The organism is Flavobacterium sp. KY-23415 (assembly GCF_055384985.1).
Genome location: NZ_AP044001.1, coordinates 3,079,569 through 3,093,615 on the forward strand (window position 1 = coordinate 3,079,569; position 14,047 = coordinate 3,093,615).

The 14,047-nt window shown below is 29.9% G+C and carries 15 protein-coding genes; 2 read left to right on the forward strand and 13 right to left on the reverse strand.

Annotated elements, in window-relative coordinates; translation table 11 throughout:
- Positions 1-96 precede the first annotated feature (96 nt).
- From ACZ49Z_RS13540 to rsfS, 7 genes are all read right to left on the reverse strand, one after another.
- Positions 97-873 carry a superoxide dismutase gene (locus ACZ49Z_RS13540; RefSeq protein ID WP_464304841.1) on the reverse strand — a complete coding sequence of 259 codons (777 nt, stop codon included), beginning with the start codon at positions 871-873 and terminating at the stop codon, positions 97-99.
- Positions 870-1,148 (reverse strand): acyl-CoA-binding protein, encoded by a 279-nt coding sequence (locus ACZ49Z_RS13545; protein ID WP_464304842.1) that lies wholly within the window; start codon positions 1,146-1,148, stop codon positions 870-872. The genes ACZ49Z_RS13540 and ACZ49Z_RS13545 overlap by 4 nt, the downstream gene beginning before the upstream one ends.
- Positions 1,149-1,799 carry a phosphatidylserine decarboxylase family protein gene (locus ACZ49Z_RS13550; protein ID WP_464304843.1) on the reverse strand — a complete coding sequence of 217 codons (651 nt, stop codon included), beginning with the start codon at positions 1,797-1,799 and terminating at the stop codon, positions 1,149-1,151. It lies immediately after the preceding gene.
- A complete protein-coding gene (locus tag ACZ49Z_RS13555; protein WP_464304844.1) occupies positions 1,789-2,601 on the reverse strand; it encodes a phosphatidate cytidylyltransferase in 813 nt (270 codons plus the stop codon). Before ACZ49Z_RS13555 ends, ACZ49Z_RS13550 begins: the two co-directional genes overlap by 11 nt.
- 1 nt (position 2,602) lies before the next feature.
- Positions 2,603-3,205, reverse strand: a complete 603-nt coding sequence (locus ACZ49Z_RS13560) for a lactate utilization protein B/C (RefSeq protein WP_464304845.1) — start codon at positions 3,203-3,205, stop codon at positions 2,603-2,605.
- A gap of 106 nt (positions 3,206-3,311) precedes the next feature.
- Entirely contained in the window at positions 3,312-5,237 is a 1,926-nt protein-coding gene (gene ftsH, locus ACZ49Z_RS13565; protein WP_464304846.1) for an ATP-dependent zinc metalloprotease FtsH, read from the reverse strand.
- Between the two features lie 7 nt (positions 5,238-5,244).
- The gene (gene rsfS / locus ACZ49Z_RS13570) at positions 5,245-5,610 is read right to left on the reverse strand and encodes a ribosome silencing factor (protein ID WP_236454569.1); all 366 of its coding nucleotides are present in this window, start codon (positions 5,608-5,610) and stop codon (positions 5,245-5,247) included.
- Positions 5,611-5,704: 94 nt separating this feature from the next.
- On the opposite strand from rsfS, the gene ACZ49Z_RS13575 reads away from it, so the two are divergent.
- Both ACZ49Z_RS13575 and ACZ49Z_RS13580 read left to right on the forward strand, forming a co-directional pair.
- The gene (locus ACZ49Z_RS13575) at positions 5,705-6,430 is read left to right on the forward strand and encodes a biotin--[acetyl-CoA-carboxylase] ligase (RefSeq protein WP_464304847.1); all 726 of its coding nucleotides are present in this window, start codon (positions 5,705-5,707) and stop codon (positions 6,428-6,430) included.
- Positions 6,431-6,530: 100 nt separating this feature from the next.
- Positions 6,531-9,695: a cytochrome c biogenesis protein gene (locus ACZ49Z_RS13580; protein ID WP_464304848.1), complete on the forward strand. Its 3,165-nt coding sequence runs from the start codon at positions 6,531-6,533 to the stop codon at positions 9,693-9,695.
- A gap of 184 nt (positions 9,696-9,879) precedes the next feature.
- On the opposite strand, the gene ACZ49Z_RS13585 is transcribed toward ACZ49Z_RS13580, so the two are convergent.
- From ACZ49Z_RS13585 to ACZ49Z_RS13610, 6 genes are all read right to left on the reverse strand, one after another.
- Positions 9,880-10,731, reverse strand: coding sequence for an aldose 1-epimerase family protein (locus ACZ49Z_RS13585; RefSeq protein WP_464304849.1), 852 nt, complete (start codon positions 10,729-10,731; stop codon positions 9,880-9,882).
- A 63-nt stretch (positions 10,732-10,794) separates the two neighbouring features.
- Positions 10,795-11,352, reverse strand: coding sequence for a GNAT family N-acetyltransferase (locus ACZ49Z_RS13590; RefSeq protein WP_464304850.1), 558 nt, complete (start codon positions 11,350-11,352; stop codon positions 10,795-10,797).
- 1 nt (position 11,353) lies between these two features.
- Positions 11,354-11,965: a DUF2238 domain-containing protein gene (locus ACZ49Z_RS13595; protein WP_464304851.1), complete on the reverse strand. Its 612-nt coding sequence runs from the start codon at positions 11,963-11,965 to the stop codon at positions 11,354-11,356.
- A 146-nt stretch (positions 11,966-12,111) separates the two neighbouring features.
- On the reverse strand, positions 12,112-12,519 hold the full coding sequence (locus ACZ49Z_RS13600) for a hypothetical protein (RefSeq protein WP_464304852.1): 408 nt from the start codon (positions 12,517-12,519) through the stop codon (positions 12,112-12,114).
- Between the two features lie 256 nt (positions 12,520-12,775).
- Positions 12,776-13,198 carry a hypothetical protein gene (locus tag ACZ49Z_RS13605; RefSeq protein WP_464304853.1) on the reverse strand — a complete coding sequence of 141 codons (423 nt, stop codon included), beginning with the start codon at positions 13,196-13,198 and terminating at the stop codon, positions 12,776-12,778.
- Between the two features lie 3 nt (positions 13,199-13,201).
- Entirely contained in the window at positions 13,202-14,047 is an 846-nt protein-coding gene (locus tag ACZ49Z_RS13610) for a hypothetical protein (RefSeq protein WP_464304854.1), read from the reverse strand.

Sequence of the window (14,047 nt, forward strand, 5' to 3'; positions counted from 1 at the left end):
ATATTTTTACTTACTTTTTAAAATAATTACCTTATTTAATATTGGAGCTAAAATTATAAAACCCGTAAAAAAAAGAATGTAAAAGAAAAAAATCCGCTATTGCGGATTTGAAGTGGTTGATAAATTATCATATTTTTTCGAAACTATAGACCAGTTTATTAATTCAAAAACTGCTTCAATATAAGACTTTCTACTATTTTTATACTTTAAATAATAAGCATGTTCCCATAAATCCATACACAAGATTGGTGTTCCTTTTATTAAAGCATCAGACATTAGTGGGTTGTTTTGGTTGTCTGTAGTAGTAATTTCTAATTTACCATTTTTAGTAACAATTAGCCAAGCCCAACCAGAGCCAATATGTTTGTTTGCCTCATTTATGAATTTATTTTTAAATATTGAAAATGAAACAAAATTTTCATCAATTGCTTTTGATAGTTTTTCAGTAGGTTTTTTAACTCCTTTTGGAGTTAAAATTTCAAAATATAAGGAATGGTTGTAATGCCCTCCAGCATTATTCTTTAGGTCAATTTCCTTTAGACTAACTTTTTCGAGTATTTCTAATATGGATTTACCTTCCCACTCTGTATTGTTTTCTACTAACCTGTTTAGTGTGTTTGAATAGTTTAAATAATGTTTTGCATAATGCAATTCCATCGTTTCTCCATCTATAACAGGTTCTAATGCATCATAAGGGTAGCTAATTTTGAATAAATTAAACTTTCCACCAATAGTTTTAACGCTATTAGGGTTTCCAAAAGTAGTAGAGGTTTGTATTTCTGGTTCAGGGAGCTGTACTTCAACTAAATTGTTTTCGTTTTTGCAAGAAAATAATAGGAAAATAAAGAATAGTAATATGTAATTCTTTTTCATAGACCTCTTTCTTTCATAAGTTGATTAATAATATCTATATATTGTTGCTTTGCTTCTTTAATTGAAAGGTTTTTAACTTGCATCCAGGCATTTAATTTGAAAGCATTTCTTATGTCTTGAGCGTTTTGAAAATATAGATTTGTGTTGTCGCTTGTAGCTTGCTTATATAATCCATATAATACAAGTTGCGTGTCTTGAGGAACTGAATCTTGTGGGATCTTATTGGCATTCTCAAAAGCCTCATCAAATAATATGTCTATACTTTTATTACTCATTTATTTTTTTGAAATGATTGTTTTTGCACCAATTGCTTTTTCTCCTAGTTTAACATTTACCTCTGTTCCAAGTGGTAAATAGATATCTACTCTCGAACCAAATTTGATGAAACCTGCATCTTTTCCTTGAACAACTCGCATTCCTTCTTCTGCATAGTTAACGATTCTTCGAGCTAAAGCTCCAGCAATTTGGCGATACATTATTTCGCCAAAGATTCTATTGTTGATAACAACTGTTGTGCGTTCGTTTTCTTCACTTGCTTTTGGATGCCAAGCTACTAAGTATTTTCCAGGATGATACTTACTATATTTCACAACTCCATTTACAGCATATCGAGTAACATGTACATTTATTGGAGACATAAAAATAGAGACCATTAATCTTTTTTCTTTAAAGTATTCAGGTTCATATACTTCTTCAATAACAACTACTTTGCCATCGACAGGAGCAAGTATGTGGTTGTCACTATTATCTGCTACTCTTTTAGGGTTCCTGAAAAATTGAAGTACTAAAATGAGTATTGCAATTGCTAAAATAATGATTGCGCTTTTTAACCAATCGATTGAAATAAAAGCATCACTAATAAAAATTAAACTTACAACTAACAGTAGCGTAATAAAAATGATTTTTGCACCTTCTTTATGAAACATAATATAAAATTAAATAAAACAAATTAATGAATGGAACTACAAATATAATGCTGTCTAATCGATCTAGAATACCACCATGACCTGGCATAATTTTTCCAGTATCTTTAACTCCAGCAACTCTTTTTAATTTAGACTCTATCAAATCGCCTAGAGTACTAAAAATACTAATTATTATTGCAATTATCGCCCAAATGTATAAATTTTTTGTACCAATGTAGTATTTTGAAAGTAATATACTAAAAAGGACCGTGAATACTATTCCTCCCGCAAAGCCTTCAATAGTTTTTTTTGGAGAAACACTTGGAAATAATTTATGCTTGCCTAAATTTTTACCAACTAAATAAGCAAAAGTATCGTTTGTCCATATTAAAATCAATATGGTTATTAAAATTTTTTCATTGTATTTGTTCCCTTTACCAATACATATATGATTGGTTAAAAGAAATGGAATTATGATATATCCAATTAGAATAATATATCTTGTGAAAGTTTTAAAATTAGTTTTTTTTGCATTGAAGAGATAAAACAATAATTTTAAGGATATTACGATAGAAAATATTGAGAGTAAAGTCCAAATTTTAATGCTTATTAAGTTTTTATCCCATAGGAAATAATACATTAAAGCAGCAGCAGGTAAAGAAAAATAGTAATTTAATGAAGCTAATTTGCAAAATTCATACACACCAATAAGTAAAAAAGCACCAAAAAGAATCGCAAAACTCTCTTTTGAATATAGGATACTGCCTAATAATAAAAATATATAAACAGCACCAGATAATGCTCTTTTTAAAGTTTCATTCATCTTAAAGATCTTCAAATAAAAGCAAATATAGGTTTTTATGACAACTTCCATACTGTAAAAAGTCCTCTTCTTTGGCTTTTTCAAAGTATTTAATGGTAGTAATGTTAGTTGGATACTCTTTGTCGTACTTCTTTTTTATCATTCTTAACCCATCTCCTTTGTTACCAACAAGCTGACTTGTGGTTGCTAATATGATCATATTGGTAGGTAAATCATTAGGTTTTAAATGTCTAAATTGTTTAGACGAAAAAAGAATTGAACCTTCGTCTGCAATGAGATTTTCACATGTAGAAAAATAGAAAACAGGATTTTTAGGATTGTTTTTATAATCTAATTTGTTTTCATTTAATATGTGAAATAATTGGGGTTCATGGCACAATGCTTCGCACTCAAACCAATCGTTTTCTTCTAAAATGTTTAAGAAATTCTCAGAAACTTCATTTAAGTTTTCACAATAGATAAACTTTCCACCATTCTTTTTGAAATTGAGCGTAAACATTTCATCGATTGGTTGGTGTACATCTGGAGCGTAAGGATTGTCAATATCCTTATTTTCTTTAGAAGAATTCCCTGTGTTTCCAAAAATTTTTTTGAAAAGATTCATTTAAAATTTGTAGGTATCATTGTTAATTGCGCGACTTCAAAGATAAAAAAAAACTTAGCTCTTTACTATAAAGAACTAAGTTTTTTTATTATTTGTATGGGAAGTTTTATTCCTGTGTTTCTTCCTTAGTTATTTCAATAACTTTTTCATGAGGTCTTTTTCCAAAAATGGCTTCTAAATCGTCTTTGAATATCACTTCTTTTTCTATTAGAATATCAGCAAGTTGAATTAATTTGTCTTTGTTTTTTTCTAATAATTCAATTGCTCTGTCATATTGATCTTCTATTAGTTTTGATATTTCAAAATCAATTATTCTTGCAGTATCTTCCGAGTATGGTTTTGAAAAATTATATTCACTTTGACCAGATGAATCATAATAAGTAATATTTCCAAGCTTATCATTTAATCCATAAATGGTTACCATTGCTCTAGCTTGTTTTGTTACTTTTTCTAAGTCACTTAAAGCTCCTGTCGAAATTTTATCAAAAATAACTTTTTCAGCTGCTCTTCCTCCCATGGTTGCACACATTTCATCTAGCATTTGTTCCGGACGAACAATTAGACGTTCTTCTGGTAAATACCAAGCAGCTCCTAAACTTTGTCCTCTAGGTACAATTGTTACTTTTACTAATGGTGCAGCATGTTCAAGCATCCAACTTACAGTCGCGTGTCCTGCTTCATGGATCGCAATTGCTCGTTTTTCATCTGGTGTAACTATTTTGTTTTTCTTTTCAAGGCCACCAACAATTCTATCAACAGCATCTAAGAAATCTTGTTTGTCAACTGCTTTTTTCTCTTTTCTTGCAGCTATTAAAGCAGCCTCGTTACAAACATTGGCAATGTCTGCTCCAGAAAAACCAGGAGTTTGTTTTGCTAAAAATTCGGTGTCTAGCTCTTCTGATTTTTTTATTGGTTTCAAATGTACTTCGAAAATTTCTTTTCGTTCTCTAATATCTGGAAGATCAACATATATTTGCCTGTCAAAACGTCCAGCTCTCATAAGGGCTTTGTCTAATACGTCTGCTCTGTTAGTTGCAGCTAAAACAATAACATTGGTATTGGTTCCAAAACCATCCATTTCTGTAAGTAGTTGATTGAGTGTATTTTCTCTTTCGTCATTTCCGCCAGACATATTGCTTTTCCCACGTGCACGACCAACCGCATCAATCTCGTCAATGAAGATAATTGCAGGTGATTTTTCTTTTGCTTGTTTAAAAAGGTCTCGAACTCTTGATGCTCCCACACCCACAAACATTTCAACAAAATCTGAACCCGATAAAGAAAAGAAAGGCACTTTTGCTTCTCCAGCTACCGCTTTTGCTAATAAGGTTTTACCTGTTCCAGGAGGCCCTACTAATAAGGCTCCTTTTGGTATTTTACCACCAATAGAAGTGTATTTTTCTGGATTTTTTAAGAACTCTACAATTTCTTCTATTTCTTCTTTTGCTCCTTCTAGTCCTGCAACGTTTTCAAAGGTTATTTTAACATCATTTTTTTCGTCAAAAAGTTTTGCTTTAGATTTTCCAATATTGAAGATTTGACCACCTCCACCAGAGCCACCAGACATTCTTTTCATCATGAAAAACCATAATGCTACAATAACTATTATTGGTAGGAATATTGAAAGCCATTCGCCTAAATTGCTTTCAGGTTCTTTAGCATAATCTTCGATTAGCTTTTTCTCCCTTGCTTCTTCTAATGTTTTTTGAAATAACTCTAAGTTACCAATTTCCACAAAGTAATGCGGTCCTTTTTCGTTGAGTTTCCCAAATACATTGTCTTTGGCATTTTTGTGTTCCTTGTTGCCTAAAGCTTCTTTTTTTAGAAAAATTTGTGCTTTTGTATTTGTAAAAAGCACCTTGTCAACCTGGTTTGAATCTAAAAATTCATGAAATTTAGATAAGGTTGTTGGTTTTGGATTACTTAAATCGATTCCATTACCAAAAACATTTATTAATAACAATACTCCAACAATTAGTCCATATATTACCCATGGACTTATTTTGAATTTTGGATTTTTATTTTCAGACATAATTTTTTTAATATTTACTTTCTATTGAAGTTATTTTAGCATCTCCCCAAAGATTTTCAATGTTGTAATACTCTCTAATGTGTGTTTGAAAAACATGCACAACAATGTTTACAAAGTCCATTAAAACCCATTCTGCATTTTCCATTCCTTCAACATGCCATGGTTTTTCTTTAAGTTCTTTAGATACTACTTTTTGAATTGAATTTGCGATTGCTACAACTTGGGTGTTCGAGTTTCCATTACAAACAATGAAATAATCGCATACAGTATTGTCTATTTCTCTAAGATCTAAAATGTTTATATCAGCACCTTTAACATCTTCAATCCCTTTAATGATATTTGCTAATAAATCGTCGTTATTATTATTTCCCATTTAAATTTTTTAAGTTTATGCAAAGTTATCACTTTTTGTCTTTATTTTTGAACCTTAACATAAGATTAAAAATAAAACTTTACAATTTTTGTAAATGAACATTATCAAACTCAATGCCATAGCTTCTACAAATGATTTTTTAAAAGAATTGTCAGCAAAGCAAATGGTGCAAAATTTAACAACTGTTGTTGCAGAAAATCAAGAAAAAGGAAAAGGTCAACGGGGTGCGGTTTGGATTTCTGAAAATGGTAAAAACCTAACATTCAGTGTTTATCTTAATTATAAACATGCAAAAACAACGTCACTTTTCTTGATTAATATTATAGTGCCTATTAGCATTCAAGAAGTCCTAAAAAAATATAATTTTAACAGTATTGCCATAAAATGGCCAAACGACATTTTGTCAGATAATAAAAAAATTGGCGGAATTTTGATTGAAAATGCTATAAAGTCAGACGGAAATGTTCAAACTATAATTGGAATAGGATTAAATGTAAATCAAATGTTTTTTGAAAATTTACCGCAAGCAGCTTCTTTAGCCATGATAAAAGGAAAAGAGTTTGATAAAGATGTTCTTTTGAAGGAAATAATAAATCGATTAGCAGAAAATCTTGAAAGAATTAACGAGGTGTCTTTTTTTTGGGAAAAATACAATAGTTTGCTTTTTAAAAAAGATGTTCCTATGGTGTTTTCTGATGCTACGGGTTTGAAGTTTATGGGAATTATAAAAGGAGTATCTGAAAACGGAAAGCTGTTGTTGCTTTTAGAAGATGACTCAATCAAAGAATATAATATTAAAGAAATAAAAATGCATTATTAATTTACAAATCTTAAAACTTAATAAAGACTTGTTAAACTTATCTAAAAAGTTTTTGTTTTTAAGTACTTTTGCAATCATTTAAATTTTACTTCGTCTAAAAATGGATAAAAAAATATTTTCGTTCTTATTTTCAACTCGATTAATGGCAGTCTTATTTATCATTATGATAATTTCAATGGCTGCTGGAACCTTTATTGAAGATGCTTATAATACTGATACTGCTCGTATTATTGTTTATAATGCTTGGTGGTTTGAGGTTATAATGGTCTTTTTTGTAATAAATTTTATTGGTAATATTAAACGTTACCAACTTTATAAAAGAGAAAAATGGGCAACGCTTTTAATTCACTTATCTTTTATATTTATCATTTTGGGTGCTTTTGTTACTAGATATATTAGTTTTGAAGGAATGATGTTGATTAGAGAAGGGGAGACAGAGAATCATATGTATTCTGATAAAACATATATTTCTGGTTTTGTTGACGGAGAATATAAAGGAGAAATGAAACGTCGTTCATTTGAGCTAACTAGGTATTTTGCACCAGAAATTGAAGATACATGGTTTTTAAAGCCTTTCTTTTCCAATGATTTTACTATTAAAGGAGAATTTAATTCAATTCCGTATGTTATTGAATATGATGATTTTTTAATGAATGTTTCCGAGACTATTGAAGCAGATGCTAACGGAGTGCAATATTTAAAGATGGTAGAATCTGGTGATGGTTCTAGACATGAACATTTTTTGAAAGAAGGAGAAGTGCAAAACATACATAATGTTTTATATGCTTTTAATAATTTCACCCAAGGAGCAATAAATATTTCAAATCAAAAAGGGGAACTTTCCATTCAAACGCCATTTGAAGGTAGCTATATGAGAATGGCAGATAAAGAACAAGGTCGTGTTGTGAAAGATTCAGTACAGCCTTTACAAATGCGTTCATTATATAATTTAGCAGGAACTCAATTTGTGTTTCCAGAAGCTCCAATTAAAGGTAAAAAGACCTATAAATCAAATAGAGATTATACTGACAAACAAACTGACGATGCGTTATCTGTAACAATCAAATGTCAGGGAAAAGAAGAAAAACTACTTTTAATAGGCTCTAAAGGGAAACAAGGAATTCCTCAAAATGTAAAAGTAGGAGATTTAGATTTTACATTGTTTTTTGGAAGCAAGGTTTATGAATTGCCATTCAAAATAAAGTTAGAAGATTTTATTGCAGATAAATATCCAGGAACAGAAAAAAGTTATTCTGCGTTTAAAAGTAAAATTGAGATTCAAGACGGTGAAATGAATAAAACATTTAGAGATAGTGTTTTTATGAATAATATTCTAGATTATAGAGGGTTTCGTTTTTTTCAAGCCGGATTTGATCCTGATGAAAAAGGGACGCATCTGTCTGTTAACCACGATCAATGGGGAACTTGGATTACTTATTTAGGATATTTCTTGTTGTATTTTGCATTAATGGCAATCTTGTTTGATAAGAATACTCGTTTTGGAGATTTAAAAAGAAAAATTGATAAAATTAATGAGAAGAAAAAAATGATGACAACCGTTTTATTGTTTTTCTTTTCTTTATTAGGAATCTCTCAAGAACATAAACATCAAGAGTCAGATTTAAAAAAAGTATTAGAACATATTCAGAAGTATAAAGTTTCTGAAGAACATGCAGTAGAATTTGGTAAGGTAGTAATTCAAGATCAGAGCGGTAGGATGAAACCTATTAATACTTTTTCTTCTGAGTTATTGAGAAAAGTTTCAAAAAAAGACTCCTATGAGGGATTGAGCTCTGATCAGGTGTTTATTTCTATGACACAATTTCCTCAATATTGGTATAATGTGCCAATTATTTATTTGAATACAAAGAATGATAGTATTCGAAAAATTGCGGGGATAGATTCGTCGGTAAAATATGCTCCATTAATAAGCTTCTTTGACGAGGAGGGTGGTTATAAATTGGCTCCCTATTTAGAGGGAGCATATTCGGCTGCTGTTCCAAATAGTTTTCAAAAAGATTTTATAGAAACAGATAAAAAAATCAACTTACTATATGATGCTTTAAGTGGTCAGATAATGAGGGTATATCCGATACCTAATGATAAGAATAATAAATGGGTGTCCTACTTAGAAATAAGTGAAACTACAGGAACTGCATTAGATTCTATAAAAACAGTGTTGCCTTTCTATTTAGATGCTGTTTCCAAAGCTTCTCAAACAAATGATTACAAATTAGCAAGTTCACTTTTGGTAGGACTAAAAAATTATCAAAAGAAGTACGGAGAGCAAGTAATGTTGTCTGATGAGAAAATTAATTCTGAAATTTTATATAATAAATATGATGTTTTTAAACGCTTGTATTATTTATATATGTTAGCAGGTGTTTTTATGCTCACATTTGTTCTTATTAAGATGTTTTCAGAAGCTAAATGGGTTAGATATACTGTTAATTTTTTTCATGGTTTAGTAATATTCTTTTTTGCTATTCATACTTTAGGATTAATCGCTAGATGGTATATTTCTGGACACGCACCTTGGAGTAATGCTTATGAAAGTATGATTTATGTGGCTTGGGCAACCATGTTTTTTGGTGTTGCGTTTGGAAGAAAATCTCAGCTTACATTAGCGGCAACAACATTTGTGGGGTCCATGATTTTAATGGTGGCTCACATGAACTGGATGGATCCTGAAATAGGTAATTTACAACCAGTTTTAAACTCTTATTGGTTAATGATTCATGTGGCTGTAATTGTAGCTAGTTATGGACCGTTTACTTTGGCGATGGTGCTAGGTTTGGTTGCTTTATTTTTAATGATTTTTACTAATAGTAATAATGTTAAAAAGATGAAGCTAGCTATTGATGAGCTGAGTTATATTAATGAAATGTCTGTAACAGTAGGTTTAGTGATGTTGACTATTGGAAATTTCTTAGGGGGTCAATGGGCAAATGAAAGTTGGGGACGTTATTGGGGTTGGGACCCAAAAGAAACATGGGCTTTAATTAGTATTTTTGTTTATGCGTTTGTGATTCATGCTAGGTTAGTTCCTGGTTTACGTAGTAAATGGGTGTATAATTTTATGAGTGTTTTAGCATTTGCTTCTGTTGTTATGACTTATGTTGGAGTGAACTTTCACTTGAGCGGATTACACTCTTATGCATCTGGTGAAAGACAAAATGTAGTATATTATCTTTATATCTTCTTGGGGGTAGTGGTAATTGGAATTTTGGCCTATTTGAAGTTTAAAAAATATTATAAAAAATAAGCAGTACTATTTTTACAAAATAGGAAAGGACTTTGCTAGATTTAGTAAAGTCCTTTTTTTTGCGTTGTGTTTTTGTGTACTTATTTTTTAACCCTAATTACAGCTATATTGAGGATGTAAACTGAGTACTAAAGCAAATATAAAGCAGCTATTTTTCGAAATAGAATTCAAATGTTTAATTGGGTTAAAGAATTGCTATCGAAAAATGACATTCAAAAAGTGCGTTTGGATTTATTTTTTGAATTCCTTTTTTATCTTCTAATTGTCCGTTTGTTGATGATTCATCAGCATGACCATACCAAGGTTCAATGCATAAAAACGGAGCATTTACTTTTGTCCAAATTCCTAAATCTGGGAAGCCTTTAAAGTTTACTTTTAGTATTGGATTGTCTTTGTGAGCAATTGTCAATTCTTCCGATTTTAAGTTTTTAAAAACTAAAGCATCTTTTTCAAATAGTGAATAATTAAGAGCTATTATTCCGTTTTTGGAAGGTATAGGAATCGTTTCACCTGAAAATAATTCATTGTCTAATAAATGACTTTCAAATGTTTCTGTTTCATTACTAAAAATTAAGCTATGATGGTTAAAATCTCCATGAATAGCAAATGCAGGATGTGCACCAATTGAAAAGGGCATAATCTCATCATTATTGTTTTGTACAGCATAATTAATTTTTAAGCCTGAAGTAGATAATGTATAATGAATTTGTAATTCGAAAGAAAACGGATAGATTTTTAGTGTATCATGGTTTTCTTTTAAAGAAAAAACAACTTCATTTTCAGTTTGATGACTAATTTCAAAATCATAATTCCTTGCAAAACCATGTCTAGGCAAAGTGTATTCTTTGTTTTGCAAGGTATAAGTATCGTTTTTTAATTTTCCAACAATAGGAAACAAAACGGGTGACGTTTTGTTCCAATAGTTCTCATCTATTGTCCAAATATAGTTGGTTTCCTCTTTTTTTAAAGTAACCAATTCAGCACCCATAGAAGTTATAGTTGCCGAAAGGGTATTGTTTTTTAGTGTAATTATCATATTTTTAGTTTTCTGGTAAACCTTTCCAAGTACGTATGGATCTTGAAAATAGGAATAATGCTATTATTGTATAAAATTTCGTTTTAATAAAGAGTAAATAACGCTGTCAATAAATTTACCATTATAATATTCATTTTCTACTAAATGCGCTTCTTTAACAAAACCATTCTTTAGTAGCACATGTTCTGAGGCTATGTTTCTTGGGTCTATAATAGCTTCAACAGAATGCATTTGCATGTCGTTGAAGGCATATTTAAGAATTGTTTTGATGGCTTCCGTTGCATATCCTTTTCCGTGATAACCAGGTAGAAAAGCATAACCAATTTCACAACGAAAATGTTCTGGTTTTATTCTATAGTGTCCTATTATTGCGATGAGTTTGTCATTTCCTTTTTCTGTAACGACCCAGTTAATGCCTTCATTTGTTTCAATTTTTTCTTGAATCATTTTGATATGAGCTAAAGCTTCTTCGGTTGTTGTTACTAAAGGTCTTGGAATATATTTCATGTTTTCAATGTTTCCTCTTAGTGCAATTACTTCATTTGTATCTTTTTCAGTAATTGCACGATATAGCAAACGATCGCTTTCTAAGGTTGGAAAAGGAGTAAAGGTAAAAGACATATTATGTGTGTTTTGAGTTGTAAATTATTAGAGCTTTATCTTGAGCTTTGTTAAAGAAAAGTAGCATACAAATGGCTCCAATTGTTGCTACAAGCATGTCGGATTGTGTGTCCCAAATATACCCTTGTGTTCCTAAAAAGGCATCTCCGCCTTCTCCTGTACTTATTGAAACCCACCATTCGATCCATTCGTAGGCAGCACTAATAGCTAAACAAATAGAAACAATTATAAAATTAAAATAACTTTTGTTTGCAATAACATTTTTTCTAAGGAATAATTCTCGAATAATCATTGCAGGAACAAAACCTTGTGCAAAATGGCCTACTTTATCATAATTGTTTCTTGAATGATGAAATGTTTCTTTTATCCAATCGAAAAAAGGGACTTCTGCATAGGTATAATGACCACCAAGAAACAGGATGTAACAGTGGATGAGTATAAAAAGGTAGGTGAAGTTGGTAAATTGAAAATTTTTATAGGTAAATACCAAAATAAATAACCCAATAATTGCTGGTAATACTTCTAAAAACCAAGTAAAATATTCTTTCGGTTGTATGCCTGAAAGAACGAATCCGATAAAGAAGAGCAATATAAAAATTTGTTTCGTTTTCATTTGTAAGAATGTTACTTCATTCAAAAATAGTCAAAACAAATTGTTTTTTTAGAAATTTGGTGTTTAATATGTTATGTAGGATAAAAAAAGAGCCTCTAAATTAAAAAATAATTAAGAGACTCTTTTTTTATAGTTAGAACTATTTACTATTTTTTATTGTTGTATTTTCTAGTAAACAATTTTAGATTTTCTGTGTTAACGTTTCCTTCAAAATCAACTACACCGTCAAGGAAAAATAGTTGAATTATTTTTTCAAAGTTTTTGTCAATTAATGTAGTTGAAAGAATCGTAGTTTCGTTTTGAGGAAAAACAATTCTAACATAATCATCATTTAAATAGGACAAAGTATTATTGTTGCTTACTTCGATATATATTAGTTCTGTTTTAGAATCTATTTTAAAGATAGAGATTTCGCTTCCTAAATTTCGTTTGTCATAATCAAAAACCTTTTGGTCATTGGCTATTACTTTGCCTTTTTTTAAATCTATTTTTTGAGCTTGTAAATTAAAACCTATTATAAAAAGCAATAATAATAAAGAGTACTTTTTTTTCATTAGTGTTGTTGTTGGTTAATAAGTAATTCGGGTTGCGAAATTAATACTTTTTTAATTAATAATAAACATAAATAGAGCTGATTTTTAGTCTAATAGATGTTTTTTTGTTGTAATTAATCAAGAACTATGCCAGAATTGTTTTTTGTGTAAAAAAAATAATTATCAAAAAGGTTTGTAGTGAAAAATATTTTTTTGTTTTTAATATGTTAAATAATTGCTTTGTTGTTAATTATGTTAACAAATTGTTGTGTAATTGTTATTTAAAATCATTATAGTTTATTCTTATTTCTCCATTTTTAAATTCAAAATATTTTTCTAAAAAAGAATCTCTTAAGCTATTAGCATAGACTTCTTCAACCCATTTTTTGTTTAAAAAGATGAAATTGATATAACAATCACTATTTTTTTGATCTATTATGGATAAAAAATCTCTTTCAATGGGGGTATAATCAAAATCAAAAAGTGTGGTTTTATTTATAATTTGTGCAATTGTTTTTAATGTTTGATCTTGACAATCTGAAGAAGACGGGAAAACGTGATAGCATATATCGCCAAGATCTATTTTAGACTGAAAATGTTCTAATTTCCAGGTATATATTTTTAAACCTTTATTTTTTCTAGAATTTTTATTTGGAATAATTTCTAGATTCTCTTTTGCTATTAAACGTAATGTGTTCATCATTTAACAACCTACACTTGTGTGTATGCCTACAGGTTTTATGATTTTATTTTCTGTTGAAGCAGGCTTAGATAAATATAATGTTGGGCTAGAAGTGTTATAATGATTAGAGTTATCTAGTATTAAATCTAACTTTTCATCTCCATCTATATCTCCAGCAAATAAAATTCTAATCATAGCATCATCAAATCGGGGACTTGCAACGAGCAGTTCTGTTACTTCAATACCATTTACTGTTGTGGTTAAATAGAGTTTATAATTCCAAACAATATACCAATCAGAACTTTCGGTTTCTTTTCTTTTTCCGCCAGTTGCAAACAGTTTGTAGTTTCTGTTCTGGTAACTAAATGAAATGGTATCTTGTGGGTAGATGTATTCTGGTAGATTATAGTTTTGAATTTTTCTTTCTGAAAGATAAGATTGTTCTTCTATTAAAAGAAGCGTTGTGTCTTTTGAAGCGGTTGTTATTTCCCAGCCTGTTTTATCATTTTCGCTTTCGTCTAAAATAGCATCATGAATTCGTTTGGCAATTAATTTTGTTTTGGTGAGCTGGTATTCCTTTTTGTTTTTTACAAGTGCAAACCATTTTTGGTTTAAATAGGATTCGTCTATTTCATCTTCGTGAAAAGTGCTTTCAAGAAGTATTTCGGTTGTTAATAATGTATCAATAGGATAGTAGTCTGTATTGTAGGTAATAGTGTCTATTTCTACAAAGACTTCTTCAATACTATTGGTTGTATCAATTGGAGTTATGTTGACTTCTTGTTTTTGTACAACTTTAGTGTCATTACAACTAAAAAAAGATATGAAGAGTAGGAGAAAAATGAAGTTATTAACTGCTTTTGTCAT